General features: G+C 33.1%; 24 protein-coding genes. 17 read left to right on the plus strand and 7 right to left on the minus strand.

From position 1 onward, the window contains the following. Positions 1-27: 27 nt before the first annotated feature. Complete coding sequence (locus tag C8269_RS10910) at positions 28-255, plus strand: hypothetical protein (RefSeq protein WP_199792194.1); 228 nt, start codon at positions 28-30, stop codon at positions 253-255. Between the two features lie 93 nt (positions 256-348). Here the strand turns inward: C8269_RS10910 and C8269_RS08575 are convergent, their stop codons facing one another. Continuing rightward, positions 349-2,265 (minus strand): BglG family transcription antiterminator, encoded by a 1,917-nt coding sequence (locus tag C8269_RS08575; RefSeq protein WP_158698399.1) that lies wholly within the window; start codon positions 2,263-2,265, stop codon positions 349-351. Between the two features lie 247 nt (positions 2,266-2,512). On the opposite strand from C8269_RS08575, the gene C8269_RS08580 reads away from it, so the two are divergent. Genes C8269_RS08580 through C8269_RS08595 form a run of 4 tightly spaced genes read left to right on the plus strand, consistent with a single transcriptional unit; the run spans position 2,513 to position 6,913 of the window. After that, positions 2,513-2,950 carry a fructose PTS transporter subunit IIA gene (locus tag C8269_RS08580; protein WP_158698400.1) on the plus strand — a complete coding sequence of 146 codons (438 nt, stop codon included), beginning with the start codon at positions 2,513-2,515 and terminating at the stop codon, positions 2,948-2,950. Between the two features lie 10 nt (positions 2,951-2,960). Continuing rightward, positions 2,961-3,266, plus strand: a complete 306-nt coding sequence (locus tag C8269_RS08585) for a PTS fructose transporter subunit IIB (RefSeq protein ID WP_106461306.1) — start codon at positions 2,961-2,963, stop codon at positions 3,264-3,266. An 18-nt stretch (positions 3,267-3,284) separates the two neighbouring features. Next, entirely contained in the window at positions 3,285-4,301 is a 1,017-nt protein-coding gene (locus tag C8269_RS08590; RefSeq protein ID WP_106461307.1) for a PTS fructose transporter subunit IIC, read from the plus strand. Continuing rightward, a complete protein-coding gene (locus tag C8269_RS08595) occupies positions 4,301-6,913 on the plus strand; it encodes a glycoside hydrolase family 38 C-terminal domain-containing protein (RefSeq protein ID WP_106461308.1) in 2,613 nt (870 codons plus the stop codon). Before C8269_RS08590 ends, C8269_RS08595 begins: the two co-directional genes overlap by 1 nt. 114 nt (positions 6,914-7,027) lie before the next feature. Here C8269_RS08595 and C8269_RS08600 read toward each other — a convergent pair whose 3' ends face one another. The 4 genes from C8269_RS08600 to C8269_RS08615 form a co-directional block, all read right to left on the minus strand. After that, positions 7,028-7,657 (minus strand): PepSY domain-containing protein, encoded by a 630-nt coding sequence (locus C8269_RS08600; RefSeq protein ID WP_106461309.1) that lies wholly within the window; start codon positions 7,655-7,657, stop codon positions 7,028-7,030. A 142-nt stretch (positions 7,658-7,799) separates the two neighbouring features. Further along, positions 7,800-8,369: a PepSY domain-containing protein gene (locus tag C8269_RS08605; protein ID WP_106461310.1), complete on the minus strand. Its 570-nt coding sequence runs from the start codon at positions 8,367-8,369 to the stop codon at positions 7,800-7,802. Between the two features lie 126 nt (positions 8,370-8,495). Further along, positions 8,496-9,110 carry a PepSY domain-containing protein gene (locus C8269_RS08610; protein ID WP_106461311.1) on the minus strand — a complete coding sequence of 205 codons (615 nt, stop codon included), beginning with the start codon at positions 9,108-9,110 and terminating at the stop codon, positions 8,496-8,498. A gap of 157 nt (positions 9,111-9,267) precedes the next feature. Then, positions 9,268-9,870 carry a PepSY domain-containing protein gene (locus C8269_RS08615; protein ID WP_158698401.1) on the minus strand — a complete coding sequence of 201 codons (603 nt, stop codon included), beginning with the start codon at positions 9,868-9,870 and terminating at the stop codon, positions 9,268-9,270. A 320-nt stretch (positions 9,871-10,190) separates the two neighbouring features. Here C8269_RS08615 and C8269_RS08620 point away from each other — a divergent pair, with 320 nt between their 5' ends. The 7 genes from C8269_RS08620 to C8269_RS08645 all read left to right on the plus strand — a co-directional run bounded on the left by C8269_RS08620 (position 10,191) and on the right by C8269_RS08645 (position 15,765). Next, positions 10,191-10,712 (plus strand): radical SAM protein, encoded by a 522-nt coding sequence (locus C8269_RS08620; RefSeq protein ID WP_234025871.1) that lies wholly within the window; start codon positions 10,191-10,193, stop codon positions 10,710-10,712. Positions 10,713-10,856: 144 nt separating this feature from the next. Further along, entirely contained in the window at positions 10,857-11,537 is a 681-nt protein-coding gene (locus C8269_RS08625; protein WP_106461314.1) for a response regulator transcription factor, read from the plus strand. After that, a complete protein-coding gene (locus C8269_RS08630) occupies positions 11,518-12,630 on the plus strand; it encodes a sensor histidine kinase (protein ID WP_106461315.1) in 1,113 nt (370 codons plus the stop codon). The genes C8269_RS08625 and C8269_RS08630 overlap by 20 nt, the downstream gene beginning before the upstream one ends. A 41-nt stretch (positions 12,631-12,671) precedes the next feature. Then, a complete protein-coding gene (locus tag C8269_RS10915) occupies positions 12,672-12,809 on the plus strand; it encodes a CD1871A family CXXC motif-containing protein (RefSeq protein WP_199792195.1) in 138 nt (45 codons plus the stop codon). Next, on the plus strand, positions 12,802-13,671 hold the full coding sequence (locus C8269_RS08635; RefSeq protein ID WP_106461316.1) for a 4Fe-4S binding protein: 870 nt from the start codon (positions 12,802-12,804) through the stop codon (positions 13,669-13,671). Before C8269_RS10915 ends, C8269_RS08635 begins: the two co-directional genes overlap by 8 nt. Continuing rightward, positions 13,661-14,335: a TlpA family protein disulfide reductase gene (locus C8269_RS08640; protein WP_106461317.1), complete on the plus strand. Its 675-nt coding sequence runs from the start codon at positions 13,661-13,663 to the stop codon at positions 14,333-14,335. Before C8269_RS08635 ends, C8269_RS08640 begins: the two co-directional genes overlap by 11 nt. 149 nt (positions 14,336-14,484) lie before the next feature. Then, positions 14,485-15,765 (plus strand): C39 family peptidase, encoded by a 1,281-nt coding sequence (locus C8269_RS08645; RefSeq protein WP_106461318.1) that lies wholly within the window; start codon positions 14,485-14,487, stop codon positions 15,763-15,765. Positions 15,766-15,792: 27 nt separating this feature from the next. Here C8269_RS08645 and C8269_RS08650 read toward each other — a convergent pair whose 3' ends face one another. Beyond that, positions 15,793-16,650, minus strand: a complete 858-nt coding sequence (locus C8269_RS08650) for a hypothetical protein (RefSeq protein ID WP_106461319.1) — start codon at positions 16,648-16,650, stop codon at positions 15,793-15,795. 57 nt (positions 16,651-16,707) lie between these two features. Here C8269_RS08650 and C8269_RS08655 point away from each other — a divergent pair, with 57 nt between their 5' ends. From C8269_RS08655 to C8269_RS08665, 3 genes are read left to right on the plus strand one after another with little or no spacing between them, the layout of a single operon-like run. Continuing rightward, positions 16,708-17,358, plus strand: coding sequence for a hypothetical protein (locus C8269_RS08655; protein ID WP_106461320.1), 651 nt, complete (start codon positions 16,708-16,710; stop codon positions 17,356-17,358). Then, positions 17,345-18,241, plus strand: a complete 897-nt coding sequence (locus C8269_RS08660) for a CPBP family intramembrane glutamic endopeptidase (protein WP_106461321.1) — start codon at positions 17,345-17,347, stop codon at positions 18,239-18,241. The genes C8269_RS08655 and C8269_RS08660 overlap by 14 nt, the downstream gene beginning before the upstream one ends. A gap of 30 nt (positions 18,242-18,271) precedes the next feature. After that, positions 18,272-19,147 (plus strand): helix-turn-helix transcriptional regulator, encoded by an 876-nt coding sequence (locus tag C8269_RS08665; protein ID WP_106461322.1) that lies wholly within the window; start codon positions 18,272-18,274, stop codon positions 19,145-19,147. 118 nt (positions 19,148-19,265) lie between these two features. Here C8269_RS08665 and C8269_RS11085 read toward each other — a convergent pair whose 3' ends face one another. Beyond that, the gene (locus tag C8269_RS11085) at positions 19,266-19,388 is read right to left on the minus strand and encodes a hypothetical protein (RefSeq protein ID WP_265213392.1); all 123 of its coding nucleotides are present in this window, start codon (positions 19,386-19,388) and stop codon (positions 19,266-19,268) included. 139 nt (positions 19,389-19,527) lie between these two features. On the opposite strand from C8269_RS11085, the gene C8269_RS08670 reads away from it, so the two are divergent. Continuing rightward, positions 19,528-20,172: a hypothetical protein gene (locus tag C8269_RS08670; protein ID WP_106461323.1), complete on the plus strand. Its 645-nt coding sequence runs from the start codon at positions 19,528-19,530 to the stop codon at positions 20,170-20,172. Between the two features lie 28 nt (positions 20,173-20,200). Next, a complete protein-coding gene (locus C8269_RS08675; protein ID WP_106461324.1) occupies positions 20,201-20,467 on the plus strand; it encodes a hypothetical protein in 267 nt (88 codons plus the stop codon). The last annotated feature ends 158 nt before the right edge of the window (positions 20,468-20,625 follow it).

Here is a 20,625-nt window from a genome sequence, read left to right on the forward strand (position 1 = left end):
TTTGAAATAGGGGCAGATAAAGAAGGCATGGCAGTATTCAAAGACCCCCACAAAGCCTACCAGGCCCTTATAGAAAAATACACAGCTGGCATAAATCTAATCCAAAAAGAATTTGACCTAGAAGATTTAAGCGAAACATCCTATGAGGCCTACAAAATTTACGGAGGGCAGGTAGAAACAGGGACTTCAGAAGAAAAGAACCAAGCCAAATTTGTATCGAGATTTTTTGATATTTATGAAAATAGTTTTGAGTAATATTTTTATAAAATTTTTGTTTTAATCTATGTAAAATATATGAAAATATAATATTTAAAAAAATGACCTCTAAGTCAAGTTGTAGAGGTCATTTTATGATTTTGAAAAAAATAATTTCCAAAAATCATCTATGTTAGATGATTTTATAGATTTTAAAATCCTAGTGTCATCATTTAGAAAATCGCTAAGATATTTATAAAAATTTTCAATAGTGGATCTTTTTACCTTATCATTTAAATTTAGTAAAAATACAATGTTTACTGGTTTTCCGTCCCAATCAATTTCGTCTGAGCTAATGTATAAAGCAAGGAAATTATCATCTAATACTTGATTAAGAGGATGAGGAATAGCGACTCTATTTTCTAGGCCTGTGCTAGCAAATTCTTCTCTTCTAATTAATTCTCTAATAAAAATTTCCTTATCAATTATAACATCAATTTTATCGACCATTTCTTTAAGGAGTTCTTCTCTAGTGAATTTGTTGGATTTGTTAGGATTAAAGAAAATATTATTAGCAAAAAGATCTTTTATTTCTTGGATAGATTCTTCGCTTTTTAAAGCCATGAGGATTTTATCTACATCTTTTTTATATAGATAAGCACTTACCTCTATAATTGGGACCTCTGTTTTAAGTTTTATGGGAATTGTTGAAACTATTAAATCGTATGAACTTAAATCCATGCTTATTGCCATTAGATAGTCACTTGTATCCAGTATATTTATATATTTTGAAAATTCATGCATAAATCTATACTTTAGCACTCTTGCTGTAGCTCTACCACTAGCACAAATAAGAAGAATGTTCTTTTTGTTTAGATTATCCCTTATCTTAGCTAGGGAAGCGCTGAAGTGTAAGGCTATGTAACCAAGCTCATCTGGATTTATATTAATTTTGTAAATATCGTTAATATAGGATGCACAGAGTTTTGCACATTCCATAGCTATGTGATCTCTTTTTATATCATCTAAGAGAGGATTTTTAAGTTTGATACCGTATTTAATTCTCTTAATCATTGGTGTTAGGTGAATAGTGAGTGATGATTTTAAATCGGTATCGTTTGATAAGTCAATAGAGAGGGTGTTTCTAATTGCCATTAAGGATCGTTCAATGATTTGTTCAATGTTTTCGTTATATTCTGATGGAATATAGGAATCTATTTTACTAAGGAGATTTATATATAAGTACTCAATTTCTTTATTATCAAGCTTAAGATTAAAAAGTTTTTCTGCTTCTTTTGCTATACTTAGGCTCAATTTATATATTGATGAATATTTTTCATAAATTGGTTCATTTTTATTATCATTAGATATTAAAAATCCCATATTCACTCTTGAAATTGATATTATTAAATAGTTAATAAAGTTATTGTATTTAACGAGGTTTGTATCGAATCCATATTCCTTAAATTTATTTAGGACAAAGGAACTTATTTGATTAGTTCTATAAGTGCTTATTTTACTAACTTCTTGTAAGATGTTACTATTAAATTTAGAACTTTCTTCTATATATTTTACAATAAAAGATCTTACATCTATCTCTTGCGCTTCTATCTTCATTCCATAATGAGGTTTAGAAATTATATTTATGTTGTTTTCAGATAGAATTTCTCTAACAATTTTCAAATCTTGGTTTAATTGAGACCTGCTTATATATAATAAGTCTAGAAACTCATCAGATTTAAAATAAGATTTTTCTCTTGCCAAGGTTAAAATTATTTGATTAACTCTATATTCTTGATTGTTCAGATCATCATTAAAGGCATAATTAGGCCATTCTTCTTTGACAAACCTATAGAATTTATTTTTATCACTTAATATAAACCTATAACCAACACCTGATTTGGATTCAATACGTGCTCCGTTATTTTTTAAAAGTAAGTTTAATTCTTTGATATCTTCCCTAATCGTTTTACTAGAATACCCGACAAATTTAGAAATATCGTTTGCAGTATAAGCTTTAAAATCATCGGTTAGGATTTCAAATATCTTTTTAATTCTATTTTCTTTCATTTCCATCCTCTCTTTAGATATAAATAGCTCATTTAATCCTATTATATCATCTTTTTACTTATTTATTATTTACATTTCTTCCACAAGTCTACTTAACTTGTGGAAGAAATGAATAAGGACAAATATAAGTATTTGATATATGATATAAGCAACAGGAAAAGGTATTCTTAATCAGATATCATTTTTCAAAAAGTAATATAAGGGGGCGATATTTTAGAAATGAAAAAATATGAAGGGAGGTATTTATGTGTCTTATATTGAAAAATCAAATATCATATACAATCTAGAGGCTAAAAATAAGTATGAAGCTATCAAAGCTCTAGCAAAGAAATTAGATGATAACGGTTATTTAAATGATTTTGATGTATTTTTAGAAGATGTAATTGAAAGAGAAAACCAAATAACTACAGGAGTTGGTAATGGGATTGCTATACCACATGGAAAAAGCAAGGCTATAAAAAAATCAGCTATAGCAATGGCAACTTTAATCAATCCCATTAACTGGGAAAGCCTAGATGGTGAAGAAACAAAATATGTTTTTTTATTGGCCATAAAGGATGGAGATGGAACAGAACATTTAAAGGTTTTAGCGAACTTATCAGCTAAATTGATGGATGATGCTTATATATCATCCATAAAAGAATCAAAAAGTTTAGATCAATTATATGAAGCAATTAATATTTAGGGGGTAATAAATGAAAATAGTAGCAGTAAGTGCATGTATAGCAGGAATAGCTCATACTTATATGGCAAAGGCAAATCTAGAAAAATTTGCAAAGCAATTAGGTCATGAAATAAAAGTTGAGACCCAAGGAGCAATGGGATTTGAAGATAAGCTATCTGAGGATGATATTAATCAAGCGGACGTAGTGATTTTTGCTGTCGATACAGTGGTGAGTGAAAGAGATAGATTTGATGGTAAAAAAATTTATGAATTTGGCACTAATGAAGTAATTAAAGATGGTAAATCAGTTATAGAGAAGGCAACAAGCGAACTTTAATTATTAGGAGGAAAATTTATGAAAAATAAAGGTAAGGAAATTTTAAGGCATTTACAGACTGGCGTTTCTTATTTAATTCCACTTTTAACAGCGGCAGGTTTGTTAACATCAATTGCTGTTATATTTGGTGGCTTAAGCGTTTGGGATGAAACAGAAACATTCTGGGGAGTTCTCAGAATGATTGGACAAACAGGTTTGAATTTTATCGTTCCAATGATTTCAGCTTTTATAGCATTTTCAATTGCTGATAGACCGGGCTTAGCACCAGGATTTGTTACTGGTATTATAGCTTATAATATGGGAACAGGATTCTTAGGCGGAATGATTACTGGTTTACTATGTGGTTATCTAGCACAAGAATTAAAGAAAATTCCTATTCCAGCTAGAGTTCAAACTCTTAAAGTTTTATTTATTATCCCTATAATTACAACCTTCGTAACAGGTTTGCTTTTATGGTATGTAATAGGTACTCCAATTTCAATGATGACAGAAGGGGTTTCTAATTGGTTAAATGGACTCTCTGGTGTAAATAATGCTATTTTAGCAGCTGTAATCGGTGCAATGATGGCTTTTGATATGGGTGGTCCTATAAATAAAATAGCCTATGCTTTTGGAATGGCAGCATTTACTGATGGAAACTACGCTATAAGTACAGCTATGCTTATTGCAATAGGCCTACCTCCATTTGGTATGTTCTTAGCTACTCTTTTAGCACCAAAACTTTATTCTGACTCTGAAAAAGAAAATGCAAAATCTGCTATAGTAATGGGAATAGTAGGAATTACAGAAGGTACTATACCATTTGCTGTTGCAGACCCACTAAGAGTTATACCAAGCATAATGATTGGTACTGCTATATCAAGTAGTATGAATGCTCTATTTGGAATTACTCATGCCACAACAATGGCAACATTCTTTGCGATTCCATTTGTTAACAATATACCTTTATACCTAGTATCTATAGCAGCTGGTGGTATTGCTACAGCTCTAATAGTTAATTTCTTAAAAGGTAGAAGTCAAAAGAAGGAAGCTTAATGAAAAAAATACACTTAGTAAATCATACTCATTGGGACAGAGAGTGGTATTTTACTCTCCAAGATTCACTGGTATTAAGCGATATAGTTTTTTCGAAAGTTATAAATGAACTAGAAAACAATCCAAATATGAAATTTGAGATAGATGGTCAAGCGTCTGTAGTTGAAGAATATTTAAGATGTAATCCTAATGATATAGGAAGGGTTAAGAAGTTAATAGAGAATAAACAATTGTTCATCGGACCTTGGTATACACAAACTGATTGTTTATTAGTTACTGATGAATCTATCTTAAAAAACCTATTGATTGGTATTAGGGAAGCAAATAAAATTGGTGGGTCATCTATGTGTGGATATTTGCCGGATACTTTTGGCTTTAATGCTCAACTTCCTACTCTATTAAATCATGCTGGAATAAACAACTTTTTCTCATGGAGGGGAATTGACTATGGTGTTAATGTTGATGCACCATATTATATTTGGAAGGGACTTAGCGGCAAAAAAGTAGTTGGTGCAAGCTTCCCATATGGATATTCTATTGGTGCTATTTTTAAAAAGGATTATGAAGATCCAGATTATTTTGCAAATACAAGAATAAAAAATTATGTGGATTTCATATGTCAGTGGAAAAATTTTAATAACATTTTAATGCCTGTAGGTGGAGATCAAAAAAATATTACACCGAATTTTGAGGAATATGTGGAAAAATTAAATGAACTATCTGATTATGAAATATTAATAAGCGATTATCAATCTTTTGCAGATGATTTAATTGAAGAGGATTCTTTAGTTGAATATGAAGGAGACTTAAGAGCACCTAGATTTTCTAGAATACACCGTACAATTGGTGGAATAAGAATGCCTCTAAAATTAGAGAATTTTGATATTGAACAAAAAATGATAAGAAGAATTGAGCCTTTAGCAGTAATAGCAAAAAGTTTAGGTATCCATTTATCAACTGAAATAATAGTTGAAATTTGGAAAAAAATTCTTCAAAACCATGCTCACGATAGCATTGGTGGATGCGTATCGGATGATGTTACAAAAGATATTTTGCAAAGGATAAAAGAAGCAAATGAATTAGCTGATGGCGTTGAAAATTATATTAAAAAATATATATCAGAATCATTAAAGTTAGAATATAATGAAATATTAGTATTTAATACTGATCCAATCCCTTTTGAGGGCTATAAAGAAATAGAATTCATTAGTAAAGAGGAAAATATAAGATTTTTAAACCATGGAAAATCAATCCTTATAGATAAAGAGTATATACCAGGTAGAAACAATATAAAGTTATGGAATTCTGATGGTGACACATATATTAATGAAGATGGATATTATAAAATAAAAGCTAAAATCTATTGTAAATTACCAGCTATGGGCTACAAAGTAATTAGCTTTGAAGAGTCAGATTCAAGTTTAGATAATCTTCAAAAAGTGACAGGTAAGAATTATATTGAAAATAGTAAATATAGATTTGAATTCAATGATGGATCTATAGATATGATCTGTGAATCAAATGTATATAAAGATTTTATTAGGTTAAAAGATATGGGAAATGGAGGAGATACATATGACTTCTCGCCTATACCAGAAGATAAAGAGATAATATTATCTTGGGAAAACTTTGAAGTTTATGAATATGATGATTATAAGATCATGGTGGTTAGAGGAAGTGAGAAACTTCCGAAAAATCTAGAAAATAGATTAAGTAATAACGAAATGGAAGAAGTTTCTTATGAGTTAAAAATCACCTTGATAGAAGGAGAAAATGCCAAGTTTAACTTAGTCTTCGATAATACTATATATTCTCATAGGCTAAGATTATCTGTTAATACTAATAGTGATTGTGGCAATTCTTATTCTCAAATTCAAAATGGATTCTATGAATATGATAATAAAATCATTGATGAAAATTGGAAAAATATTTATGAAGAAAAGCCAGTTAATATATACAATATGGATAAATCTGTATCTTGTACTAACGAAGAACAAACAGTAACCATATTTACTAATGGTTTGAAAGAATATGAAAAAAATGAGGATAGAATTGATATAACATTATTATCAACCACTAATCAACTTGGAAAACCAAATTTATTGTGGAGACCTGGAAGGGCCTCAGGGGATACAACAAATGCTGGTCACATCATGATGCCAACCCCATTAGCAGAAGAAATAGGATTAATTGAGTATAAGTTTGGCATTTTAGTAAATGATGGACCAATAGATGAGGAGTTAATATCAAAAGAAAGTGCGCTAAGGCTGTCACAAGATATAAGCTACCAAAAACAAGAACTAAATAAATTTGTAAATAGGTTAGATAATAAGATATGGTATGATTTTGAGTATTTAGAACTGCCAAGAGAGTATTCACTATTTGAAAATATAGATAATGTATTAATGACTTCAATATATCCTGCCTTTACAAATGATGATGGTTTTGTAATAAGATATTCTAACCCAACAAATAAAGATAAGAATCTTAAGTTCGAAGGGCTTGAAGATTACGAAATAAAATATTTAGATGCTGTAGAAAATGAAATAGAAACAGATTCAATAATTAGAGCTTATGACTATAAGACAATTTCCATATCTAAAAAAGTTTGATATATTCTAGATAATTTATAATCAATTAATATTTCAACCAATACAAAAACCAGAGCTAAGTAATTTAAGCTCTGGTTTTTGTATTGGTTGAATTTTTTAGAATAAATCAAGGATTTACATTACCTTCTTATTGATAGCATTAACAATGATTTCCTTGCCATCTTTTAATTCAAATTTGTATTTTTCGCCTTCGCCGTCGTTATAGAGTTTCCATTCTTTTATTTCTCCGCCGCCGTTTGATTCTAGGGCTATGTGCATGGCTTCTTCTGGTGGGATGGCCTTGCCTAGGTCTACTGGGTTTTCCTTATCTGCTCCCTTTTCCATTTCAGCTTCTGTTGTTTCTGCTGAGTTGGCATTTACTTTTAGCTTATATTCATCACCATTTTTCTCGCCTTCAAAGGTATAGTAAGCCTCTCCATCTTCAACTTCGTAGCTTACCTCTGTAAGATTGTAAGGAGCGCCACCTACGTGGCTTTCAAATTTGTAGCTTGCAGCCTTTAGTGTTACCTTGTTATCTGGCATGACCATTTCAGCTGTAGTTTTTTCTTTATTGTCATCTGCTTGATCAGTAGCTTGTTCTTTATTGTCATCTGCTTGATCAGTAGCTTGTTCTTTATTATCGTCAGCAGGAGCTTCTGCTTTTTCTTCAACTTTAGTTTCTTCTTTGGTATTAGCTTTTTCACCATTGCATCCAGCAAAAACAAAACTTGTTGCTAGAAGTAGAGCTAGTATTTTTTTATTCATATTTTCCCCCTTATAAAAGCTTTGAACATTAGTATTATACCAAAAGGCCTATGTTTTACAAATTATAGAGTTTAATGTCTATTCTATATCAAAAGCTTTTTAGACTTGATAAATCAATTAAATTGTAGCAGGATTTTTTAGTCTATTTTATTATCTCTCCCGTTGACCCGTTGATTTTTATATCTCTGCCTTCTGCTATATTTATGTAGTAAACTGCCTTTTTATCTTCGATTTTTAACTCGTATCCCTTTACCCAAGCGCCTTTACTTTGCTTCTCTAGGGCCTTTTCCATTGCATCAACGCCAGAAATAATATTTTTGAAGTCTAGGGCGAGTTTTTTATTGGTAGTGTCTTTTTCGATTTTTTCTTCTAGGATTTGGGCATTGTCATCGATTTTTAGCTTATATATCTTTCCGTTTTTAAATCCCTCAATATTTAGGATGAAAAGCTCATTGGTAAATTCCATTTTTATTTTATCTATATTTATTGAATCCATGTCTGTCTCACCAAAGTTGTGGTTGTGGAATATTTTTAGGGCGTCATCTAAGCTTTTTGCAAAATCTGGGACAGGTTTCTTTTTTATTTTGGAAATTTTCGTATTTTTATTTTCAACTTGCCTTATACCTGCTTCACTATTTTCCTTATTTGTATTATTACATCCCGTTAGCAAGAAAACAAAGGCTAATAAACCTATTAACACTTTTTTATTCATCTATATCTCCATAAGAATCTCTTTGTTATTGAGATTATACTAAATAGCTTTGCCTTATCAATTTTTATTGGTTTGCTTTGATTTTAGCGAAAAAATAGACCCATTTGGGCCTATTAATTTTAGAATTTAGTCTCTTTTTATTATGTCGCCTGTTGTGGCGTCAATTTTTACGTCCTTGCCATTATCTAGCTCTATGTCGTAGACAACCTTGCCGTCTTCAATTTTTAGTTCATATTCTTTGACTTTAACATCTTCAGCTTGGCCTTCTAGGGATTTTTCCCAGGCGTCCTCACCAGAAATTATCTTAGTAAAATCTATGGCAAGTTTTTTCTTATCGTCGTCATCTTCGATTTTTTCTTCTAAAATTTTGCCATTGTTGTTTATCTTAAGCTGGTATTCTTTGCCATCTTTAAAACCTTCAATGCTATAGATTATATCCTTATCTAAGATTTCTACCTTAATTTTATCGAAATTAAAAGAATCAGCTGATGCATCTCCGAAATTATGTTCGTGGAAAATTTTGACTGCGTCTTCCATATTCATGGCCACTTCAGGAGCTTTTTCTTTATCTGTGTCATCAGTTTTTTTATCATCTTCAGAAACTTCTTTTACACCTGTATTTGTATCTTCAACCTGGCTTGGTTTTTGCTTGGCATCTTCTACTGGCTTTGCATCTTTATTGCCACAGGCTCCTAAAATAAGGCTTGCTAAAAGAATTAGGCTTAAATTTTTGATTTTCATATTTTACTCCTCTTATATAATATTAGCTCAAAAAAGGAATTCCTGTTTTCTTAAATATATTATACCAGATATTAGAAAAGTTCAATATTTCTTACAAAAGTTTTAAGATTTGTAAGTATGATAATAAAAAAATAGACCCGAAGGCCTATTTATAAAATTATTTGATTATTTCACCTGTCGCTGCATCAATTCTTACATCTTCTGCATTTTCTAGGTCTATGTCATAGACTGCTTTGCCATTTTCTACTTCTAGTTCATAGCCTTTAATATAAACACTATCAGCTTGACCTTCTAGGGCTTTTTCCATGGCTTCTTTGCCTGTTATTATAGCTTTTCTATCTATAGCCATTACCTTTGTGTCATCTTCTGCTTCTGTTTTTTCGCTGATGATTTCAAGAGTATTGGCATCTAAAACGGCTTCGTATTCTTGACCATCTTTAAAACCCTTTACGCCATAGCAATATTTGCCATTTTCTTCGTCAAGTTCTGCACTTGTTAGCTCGATTGCCTCATCTTTATAGTGGGCATAAAAAGCGTCGATTGCTTCTTCTAGTGTTTTTTCTGTGGCTGGGATTGGATTTTTTGCAGCTGTGTTTGCATCATTTGCTACTTCCTTTACTGCATCATTATTTTCTGCTACTTGGCTTTCTTCTTGTTTTACTTCTTTTGCTCCATCATTAGCTGGCTTTGCTGCTTGATTGCCACAAGCGCTAAGGACTAGGCCTGCTGCTAGCATCATTATTAATTTTTTATTTTTCATTCTATCTCCTTCAATTTTCATCGTCTTATTTTACTTTATACCCAAGGATTGCAGGTTTTAAGCAAATTTTCCTTTTTTCTGTATGAGGGTTATGTATATATTAATTTTTGTGGTAGAATCCAGGTAAGATTTGAAGGAAATTTTAGGGAGGTGGTTTTATCAATAGGTATTCAAAGATTACGAATAAGACTAAAAGGGAGATTGTTCTTTTAAAGGCTAGGCCTTGCAAGTGGGGCAAGTGTAGCTTTTGTGATTATATAGATGACAATGAAGTCGATGAAAAAGCGATTGATGAGGTCAATTTTGAGGTTTTAAAAAATGTGACCGGAGAGTATGGGGTCCTAGAAGTCATCGATTCAGCATCGGTTTTTGACTTAACTGATGCTACTCTTGCTGAGATAAAGAGGATTGTAGATGCTAAAAATATCAAGCACTTATTTTTTGAGGCCCATTGGATTTATAGGAATAGGCTAGATGAGATTAGGGATTATTTTAAAATTCCTATTACCTTTAAGACTGGCGTTGAGACTTTTGACAATGACTTTAGGGAAAAGATCCTTAGAAAGGGTGCGACCTTTACAGATTATAGACAGGTTAAGAAATATTTTGATTCTCCTTGCGTGATGGTTGGAATTAAGGGCCAGACTAAGGAGATGATTGATAGGGATATGGAGATAATTAGGGAATTTTCCCATGCTACTGTCAATATTTTTATGAATAATTCCACACCTATAAAGAGGGATGAAGACCTGGTTAGCTGGTTTGTCGAAAAGTATAGGTATCTTGAAGATGATCCAAAGATTGATATCTTATTTGAAATCACTGATTTTGGAGTGGGTTGATTAAAATTTATTTTAAATGACTTGTTAGCACGTAAATAGGTCTTTTGACTTGATTTTACATCTAGCAAGCCATTTTTATTTGCTAAACTTTATCTAAATTTAACAAGGATTTGATATAATTATACTAGAAAGTTAGGAGGTTTTATGAAGGTTCTTATTGTTGAAGATGAACTCGACTTGCTTGATTCTGTTGCCGAAGGGCTCAATCTTTTGGGCTATGCGACTGATAAGGCAAGCGATGGAGATACTGCCATTGATATGGCTTATGTAGAAAATTATGATATCATCATCCTTGATGTGAATTTGCCTGTTAAGGATGGTTTTGAGGTTTTAAAATCTATCAGGTCTTTTGATAAGGAAGTTGCAATCATCATGCTTACAGCCCGTTCTGATATAGAAGATAGGGTGGCAGGACTTGACCTTGGGGCAAGTGATTATATGACCAAGCCTTTTGCCCTTAAGGAGCTTGATGCCAGGATGAGAAGCCAGCTTAGGCGCAAGCAAGTTCACACTGAAAGTGAGATTGCCATAGCAGGACTTGTATTTGATACGGCTAAGAGAGAGGCTTCCTATCAGGGCAACCCTATTAGCCTTACCAGCAAGGAAACAGGGATTTTGGAATATTTGTTCTTAAATTCTGAGCGTTTTGTCCCAACTGAAGAGCTTATCGAGCATGTGTGGGACTCTAATGTGGATGAATTTTCAAACTCGGTTAGGGTTCATATGTCATCTTTAAGGAAGAAAATCAAGAAGGTTTGCGGGAAGAATCTGATTGAAAATGTGATAGGCAGGGGCTATCGTATCCATGAAACAGAAGTTTTATGATTCGATAATTTTTAAACTCATAGCATCTGTCGTAATAATTTTTATAGTCATGCTCCTTGTAGTCATGTATCTTGTAAATCGCAAGCAGTCCATGGTTATAGATGCTGTGATGGAGGAGTTTCAGACCAATTTGCCCTTTAGAGACCATTCGGTTGTCCTTTTTGTGGATTCGTCCAAACTCCAATTTACCAGCGATTTTAAAATCTATCTTTTCTTTATAATTACCGGTGTAATTATAGTTGGATCCTTTGTTTTTGCCCTAATTATCAGGAAAATCTTGGCACCCCTTAAAAATCTCCAGGAAAAGATAAGCGATGTGGATATAGATAAGCCAGAAAGCTTTGAAAATCTGGCCCTAGTTGATTCTACATCGACAGAGATTGTCGAGCTTTCCCAAAGTTTTGACAAGATGCTTAGGAAAATTTACGCAGATTACAAGAGGCAGAAGGATTTTTCTTCAAATGTGGCCCACGAACTGAGGACTCCGATTGCCGTTATGAAAAGCCAGCTTGATGTCTACAAGCAAAAAATCCACACAGAAGATTCTATGAAGATGGTAAGGGTCCTTGAACACAATGTAGACAAGTTAAATGGCCTTGTTGATGCGATTTTATCCTTGAGGAAGAAGTCCCAACTTAAGCTTAGCAAATTTTCCCTAGAGAGCTTGGTCGATGAGATAATCCTGGACTTAGAAGATAAGGCAAGTGATAAAAAGGTAAGCCTTGCCTATGAGAATTTAGACCTAGATATCATAAGCGATGACTCCCTCATGCAGAGGCTCCTTTACAATATTATTGATAATGCCATCAAATATAATAAGGAAGGCGGTTCTGTCAAGGTCAGCGGGGAAAAATCAGGCGATGAGATAAGGATTTTGGTTAAGGATACAGGCATTGGCATAAGCGATTCTGATAAGGCTAGGATTTTTGATCTTTTCTACCAGGTAGATAATTCTAGGGGAAGCGAGGGTTATGGTATTGGCCTTTCCCTTTCAAAAACCATAGCTGATATGCTAAGGGCAGATATTGATATCAAGGAAAACGAGCCTTGCGGGTCAATATTTATTATAAAAATCCCTAGGTCTTTATCATAACTTAACAAGGCCTATGTTATCATGATTAAGGAAGGTGAGAAATGAAAAAATATAAAAAATCACTGGCTATCTTAGCCCTAAGCCTTGCCTTCATTGGCTACGGGCTTTATAGAAAAGAGGCCGACACAGTCTTTATGAAGGCAATTAACTTATGTTTGGAGTGTATAGGAATTGGATAGAGTAAAAAATACAAAGAGAATGATTATCCAAGCCCTATCAACCCTAGCTCACAACTTCCACTTACCCAACTTCCTAAAGGGAAAGATTTACCAGGGGCCTGGCAAGAAAATTTGCCTGCCAGGTCTTAACTGTTATTCCTGCCCAGGTGCTGCAGGATCTTGTCCTATAGGAAGTTTGCAAGCTGTAATTGGCTCAGCCAAGTACAGGGTCTCCTTTTATGTGATGGGCCTTATGATGTTTTTTGGTATAATGGTCGGTAGGCTTATATGTGGGTTCTTGTGTCCTTTTGGATTTTTCCAGGACCTATTTTATAAGATACCAACAAAGAAATTTTCCACCAAAAAACTAAAGGTCCTAAGATCAATTAAATACATAATCCTAACTAGCCTATTAATATTTGTAGGCTTTGCCTTGAAGGGAAAATACGAAGTGGTTCCCCCTTATTTCTGCAAATATATTTGCCCCCAAGGCATAATGGAAGCAGCCCTTCCTCTAGCAAGCAGAAATGCCAACCTAAGGATGGCCCTAGGCCCGCTATTTAGGATGAAATTTGTAATATTAATAATTACAATAATCTTATCAATCATATATTTTAGACCATTTTGTAAGTGGATTTGCCCACTTGGAGCCTTTTATTCCTTGTTCAACAAGTTTTCCTTCTATCAATTGGAACTAAGCAAGGATAAGTGTATAAATTGCGGCAAGTGTGCTAGAGTTTGTAAGATGGATGTGGATATAAGACAGTCAACCAGTCACTTAGAATGTATAAGATGCGGCGATTGCTTAAAGGCTTGTCCAACAAAGGCAATCACAAGCGAATTTTTAAATATCAAAAAGAAAGAGGAAAAAGATGAAAAATAATATCAAAAAAGGCCTAGGAGCCTTAGCCCTAGTTCTAGTACTTGCAGGATGTGGAAACAGCGCACCAAAAGAAGAAGCTAAAGATAAGGGAGCTGAACAAGCCCAAGAAATGGCAGTTCCAGAAGGACAAATGCCAGAAGGAGCTCAAATAACAAAAGATACAACTACAGAAATCGAAGATGTAGACCCAAGCCAAAGACCAACAAACCTAGGCAAGTTTGAAGCGACAGACCAAGAAGGTAAGAAATTTACCAATGAAGATTTAGGAAAATATGATGCAACAGTCATCAACCTATGGTTTACAGGTTGTTCTGCTTGTATACAAGAAATGCCAGAGCTAAATAAGCTAGCAGATGAATTCAAAAAGGATGAAAAAGTAAACTTCGTAACCCTCTGCACAGACAGCGAATACGATGACTCAACAAAGGCAGCCTACAAGAGAATAATCGAAGAAAATAAGCCAACCTACCAAGCTCTAGGCGTAAAACAAGAAGGCGACATCAAAAAATTCATCGACAATATTTTTGCCTACCCAACAACAATAGTAGTAGATAAAAATGGCAATGTCATAGGAGATGATGTAGTAGGAGCAATTGCAAACAAGGACCAACAAGAAAAATTGATGAAAAACATCGAAGCTGCAAAAGAAGCAAGCAATAAGTAAAAACTCAAACCCCTTAATAACTTTTTTCCCGGCAAGAGCCGGGATTTTTTTGCCCAAAGATTGCCTTATTTGATATAATAAACTTATGTAAAATGAAATCATTAGGTTTATTTTTATAAGCGAAAATTTTAATTACAAATGGAGAAAAAATGAAAAAGAAGGTTTTATTGTTAAGTTTAATATTAGCAGGAATTATGAATTTTAACACAGCCTTTGCTGCTGATATTATTTATTATGATGATTCTGATTTAGATGCTTTTCTTGAGGAATTTCAGGCAAGCACAAGTGATGAAAAAGAACAGGCTCCTACTCTAAATGAAGAAGAACCTACTAGGGAAGATATTTATTATAAAAATCCTGATGGCACCCTTGCCAAGGGCTTGACAGATACAGGCGAGGTCCGCAGGTATTTTGACAAAAAGACTGGTCAAATGGTCAAAAATATGACAATCGCCAGTGAAAATATCCATGTTGATAAATCTGGAAAGGCCCATTACATCGGTTGGGATTATTTTAATGGTAAGCTTGGCTATTACGACCCCCAAACAGGATATGCCAAGGGCCTAAAAACTATTGGCAATATCACCTATGGTTTTGATGAGAATGGGTCAATTTTTAGGAAGAAAAATAGGGTCTTTAATGGGCAAAATTATTATTTCAATAAATTTGGCGAAGCGACTAAGACTGATGGGTCTTATGCCAGGGGCTGGGTTGGGGATAGGTATTTTTTTGAAGATGGCAAGCCTGCTGAGGGCTTGGTAGAAATTTCTGGCAAAAAGTACGCCTTCCACGAAAGAAGTCTAAGGCTACTTAGAAATACAGAGAAGGTCTTTAATCACAAGCTTTATAAAATAAATGATAAGGGCGAGGCTATCTATCAATATGATGTGGCTCATGCAAACCTAAGTAGGGGGACTAATGGTGAATTTAAGCCAGGCTTTTCTCAAAATCTTATGAGAAAGACCCCTTATTTTTACCAGAAAGATGGGCGTTGGGCAAAAAGAGCCTACGCAACAGGTACCATGGCAGGTTTTGGTTGTGGGCCAACAGCCATGGCCATGGTCCTAAATAGAAAGCTTAATACCAACGACATCTACCCAACCAACACCATGGCAGTAGCCCGTGACTACTCATCTTGGGATGGGACTGATTGGCAATATTTCATAGAAGGAGTCGAAGCCTACGGCCTTAAATCCTACGACATACCAGTCCAAAAAGACGCCTTCGTTCAGGCCCTTAAAAATAATCCCATAGTTGTAAGGGTAGGGGCAGGATCCTTTATAAATTCAGGCCATTACATGGTTGTAGATTCCTACCAAAAGGACCATTTCCTCATAAATGACCCTTATAATATGAGAAGAAATACCCTTGATAATATTTCATGGAGAAGATTAAGGGGAGAAGTGACAGTAGCCTGGGAGATAAAATAAAAAAGCAAGCCTATAAAGCTTGCAATGTCAATCAATTCCTAAAAGCAAATAGGAAAGGTATTTATTTTTTATCTTGTAAATAGCTTCAGCAATAATGTAGGAGGCAAGGATTGAAATTATTAGAATTCCAATATCCTCTATAGGCATCCTTGCCTTAATTATCACAAAGAGGGCTGGATATATATAAATTAATCCAAAGATAAGATAATCACTAAAGCCCATAGCCTCTTCCTTGCTAATGGTTTTAAGGGCTAGATAGGTCAGAGGGAAAATTGTAAGCATAAAGCCATAGTCGACTTTGACCAACCTTTCTTTCAGGTAGAATTCACCAGCCACAAGGCCTAGGGCAAGTACTAAAAGGATTGGTCTGATATTTGATGCAGATCTAACCTTAATAGCCATTAGATAAAAGCTAAAATATAGGAAATAATCTTTATAAGGACTAAGGCCACCGAGCCTTCCAATAAAAATTATGGCGAAAAAAATCACAAGACAAAGTCCTGCAAGATAAGGTGTGATAGAGCTGCCAAGAATTTGATTTATGATAAGCTCCAGGATAAAAAATCCACCCATCATGATCATTAACCTGTAAATGCTTGTGATAATTTTAAGTAGATCGGCAGGGATTTTTTCGAAACTTCTCCCATTTACAACAAAAGCCATGACCAGGCTATAAAAAATGAGAGGGATAAACATGATAAAGACCTTTTTTGTATCAATAAAGGAAATCTTAAAGGCTAGATAGGCGACGGTTAGGGATGTGAGAGTCCTTTCTATTAAATTTTCATCAATTACAAGAGCTTTTGCAAGAAAAGCCTTAAAAATTAGCCCGATAAGGGCAAGAATCGTAAAGCTTGCTGCAAAATTATTTTTAAAATACTTCATACTATTATCATATCATAAATTCATCGTAAATGGTATAATAAATAAAAGGAAGGAATTATGGCAAGAGATACAACAAGACAAAGACATGACAGACGTGAAAGACCTTCCCCTTCTAGGGAAAGAGTAGATAGGACCAGGCGTAGAAAAGCTAGGGAGAAGAAAAGAAAAAGAAGGACCTTTGGCCCTTATATCTTAATATTTATCCTCCTAATAGCAAGTGTGTTTTTTATAGCAAGGTCCATAAGCCACAATGTAGATAGGACTGTGGCAAGAATTGAATCAGCAATCAAAAGCGACGATGAACTCTTCATGAAAGAAAACATGGATAGGATCGATCTGATTTTTGACGTGCTCAAAAAATCTTACTCAGAAGATGAGGTCAAACAAGAAGACTTTATAAAAAATAATTTCAAAAATCTTGATATAAAAGTTTTAAATAAATTAGATATAGACGGGGGCAAGGAAATAAGTCTAAGGATATCAAATGTGAACTATGTAGAGGAATTTGACAAGGTCAAAAACATAGAAGAAGCCAACCAGCACGAAGAATATATGAGAAAGCTCTCAGCATCAGATGCCAAGCTTAAAAACACCGATGCCAAGATATTTCTAAAGAAAAAACTCTTTGGCTATGATATCTACGAATCAAGAGAATTTATAAATGGGATAATAGGCGGAGCCTTGGATTTAGTCAATGAAAGCAAATAGATCAATTAAGAGAACAAAAGAAGAAGCCCGTGACCTAAATCCGGTCCTAATCACCCTAATATTGTCAATTCTTATCATAATTCCCCAATATATCCTAGGTCTTATAGGAGGTCTTGGGAAAAATATCAAGGTCATAGATGATTTTTTCACCTACATGGACACAAATAACATGTCCTTCTTGCTAATAATTTATTCAACCGCACTCACCCTATTTTTAGCCTATATATTTGCAAGGAAAGTCTTAAAAAGAGATAAAATTTCCCTAGGCCTCGTAGATGATAAGAAATTTATCTCCTATGCCAAGGGCATCCTGCTGGGATTTTCACTTTTAAGCCTCATAGCCCTAATCTTAAAATCATTAGGCTTTGCAGAAATAGTAACAAACAAGACAGACCTTAATATAAAGCTCTTTTTAATCTTCATCCCAGCCTGGATGATTCAAGGTTTTGAAGAAGAATTTCTAATGAGGGCAATCCTAATGAACCAAATGGCAGGAAGGGGCAAAATCATCCTTGCAATGGTCGCAAACTCCCTAATATTTTCCATCCTCCACTTGGGAAACTTGGGCTTTAGCCCTATGGCCTTTATAAATATATTTTTAATTGGAATGATATTTTCCTTATTATTTTATAAGGAAGACTCAATATATATTTCAGCTGGGGCCCACTCCTTTTGGAACATGACCATGGCCAATATATACGGCGTAGCTGTCTCAGGCTTTAGCCAAAGCGGAGCAAACATACTTAAAACCACCCTTAAGGGAAGTCCCCTAATCTCAGGAGCAGACTTTGGCCTAGAAGGCTCAATTGTCACAAGCCTGGTATTAGCGATTGTTTTGATAATTTTAATAAGTAATATAAGAAAGAAATCTTGCCCAAAGTAAGCAGGATTTCTTTTTGTAAGGACGGACACTATGTCTATATATAAATTTGCAAATAATTTAATAAAAATTAGAGAAAATAAAAAACTTAGCCAGGAAGACTTGGCGCATCTTTCAGGAGTAAACCGCAGGTCCGTATTAAGGCTAGAAAATGGCCTAATAAAAGAGCCGACCATCGACACCCTCCTAAAATTATCAGCAAGCCTAGAAGTTGATCTAGTTGATTTATACATAAAAGATATCTATGAATCCCATTACTTATATAAGGACCTTCTATCAAGCTTTGACATTCTATGCGGTTTTAAACCTAAGGAAGAAATCCTTCTTTTAGAAAAAAAGTTAAATATATTAGAAGCTGACCCAAATTTCAAGGGAAAAGACTATGAACTAGCTCTAATGAGGCTTTTTATAAAAAACTTAAAAACACCCATCCTGATTAGCCTACAGGAAGAATTTGAAGACCTTACATCTACTAGGCTTAACAAAAATAATTTGCTGACTAAGGATTTGAGTTTTTTAGAAGCTAGATTGCTGCTTAATATTTGTAATAAAAATAAATCTTATAAGGAAATAGAAAGAGAAGATATTCTGAATAATTTAATTACAAAAAGAGACAAACCTATTATAGTTATAATGGCATATAATATTCTTATAAATAGAATGTATGTAAATGGGACATCTAAGGAAGCCTTAGAATTGGCGGATAAATCGATACAGTATGCTATAGATAATCATATTATTAATTCATATGCTCTTTTATATTACTTAAAATTTTTGTGTTTTTATGAAATAGGAGATGACAGATATATTAATTCACTTAATTGTGCAAATATGTTTTCATCACATTTAGATAATTGTATGTTATCAAAAATTATTGACAAGAAATCCAAAATTGTTTTTGGAGATTAATTATATAAATTTATATAACTAAATCAATAAATCCTAAATTTAATAAATTTTTTCAAAATAAAAATTTGAAGTAATTTAAAACATTTAATTATTGTTTTAATGGGTTTTTATAAAAGATTTATTTTAAATTTTTATATGACTTAATTTCTATTATAGTAGACTCTTTTTTATCATTAGCATAAGAAGTACTAACGTTTAGTGTTAATAATATTGCAATTAGAAGTAATATATTTTTTTTCATAAAGCAACTCCTTTTAATATCGTTTGTAATATTATATAGTTGAATTAATTATAAAAAAGTGACATGGATGTCACTTTGAATATTTTAATTTGCTTGTAAAGTTTATATGCAAATTATTTGAATAGTAAAGGAGAAACTTATGAAAAATAAAAAAACAAAATATTTTGCCTGCTTATTAAGTGCTAGCATATTAGCTAGCCCAATTGGCCAAGCTTTTGCTAGCCAATGTAATATTGGAATGAATAAAGATGATATAAAAATCAATTCGATAACTCAAAGCTCAACAAAAGTTACAAACCAGAGTATATTAAATAATATAGAAATTAAAGATGAAGGTGATAAAAGAATCGTAACAATAACTGATAGTAAAACTGGAGAAAAAAATCAATTAATTGCGAATTTTAAAGATAATACCCTCTATTCTACAATCACCAATAAAACAATAGATTTGCCAGCTGATTTATCATTTTATAGGGTAGAAACAACTTATGAGACAAAAAGGCTTACCTATAAGCAGATAAGTGATTCCCTAGGTGATAAGATTGATGTTGCTAGCCTAGTTGGTCTTGTTATGTCTTATGTACCAGGACTAGAAGGAGCTGGTGGTGTAACTGTTGTGATTAGTGAAATTGTAAGGTATTATAATAATCATCTGGCCAATAAGTCAACTGAGCATGGTCTTATATTTAAGATAAAAAAGGTAAGACATATAAGGCGTAGGGGATCAAAACATAATGTAGCGTATAGAACTTCAAAAACAATTGTGGGTGTGACTAAGTTCTAAAAAGTAAATATTTATACGGAGCAAAATTATGCAAGAAAATACAAATAAATTAAAGATAGTCAACATAATATCTATAGCATTAACAGCACTTATTCTTTTATCTATATTTGATATATTTAAATTAAAAGAGTATAGGTCAGTTTTTGTAGGAGCTTTTTTAGTGACGTTATTTTTAAAAATCTTATTGTCTGATTTAAACAAAAAGGAGAAAATTTATTCACTGGTAGCTTTAGTGATAATAGCAATAATTTTTGTTTTTATATTTGTTAAGTTTTCCTATCTATGGGTTTTGTAAAATAAGGGGATTTATAGATTTAATAGTTACTATATAAATGCATGTTGCTTGAGCTTGTAGTAAATAAGGATCAATTTTACTAAGTTAAGAAGCTCTATGATTAGGTGAATACTCTAAAATAGGTGATGATAAAAAGCTTATAAGAGAAATTTAAGGAG

The organism is Anaerococcus sp. Marseille-P3915 (genome assembly GCF_900258475.1).
In the GTDB taxonomy this organism is placed as follows: domain Bacteria; phylum Bacillota; class Clostridia; order Tissierellales; family Peptoniphilaceae; genus Anaerococcus; species Anaerococcus kampingae.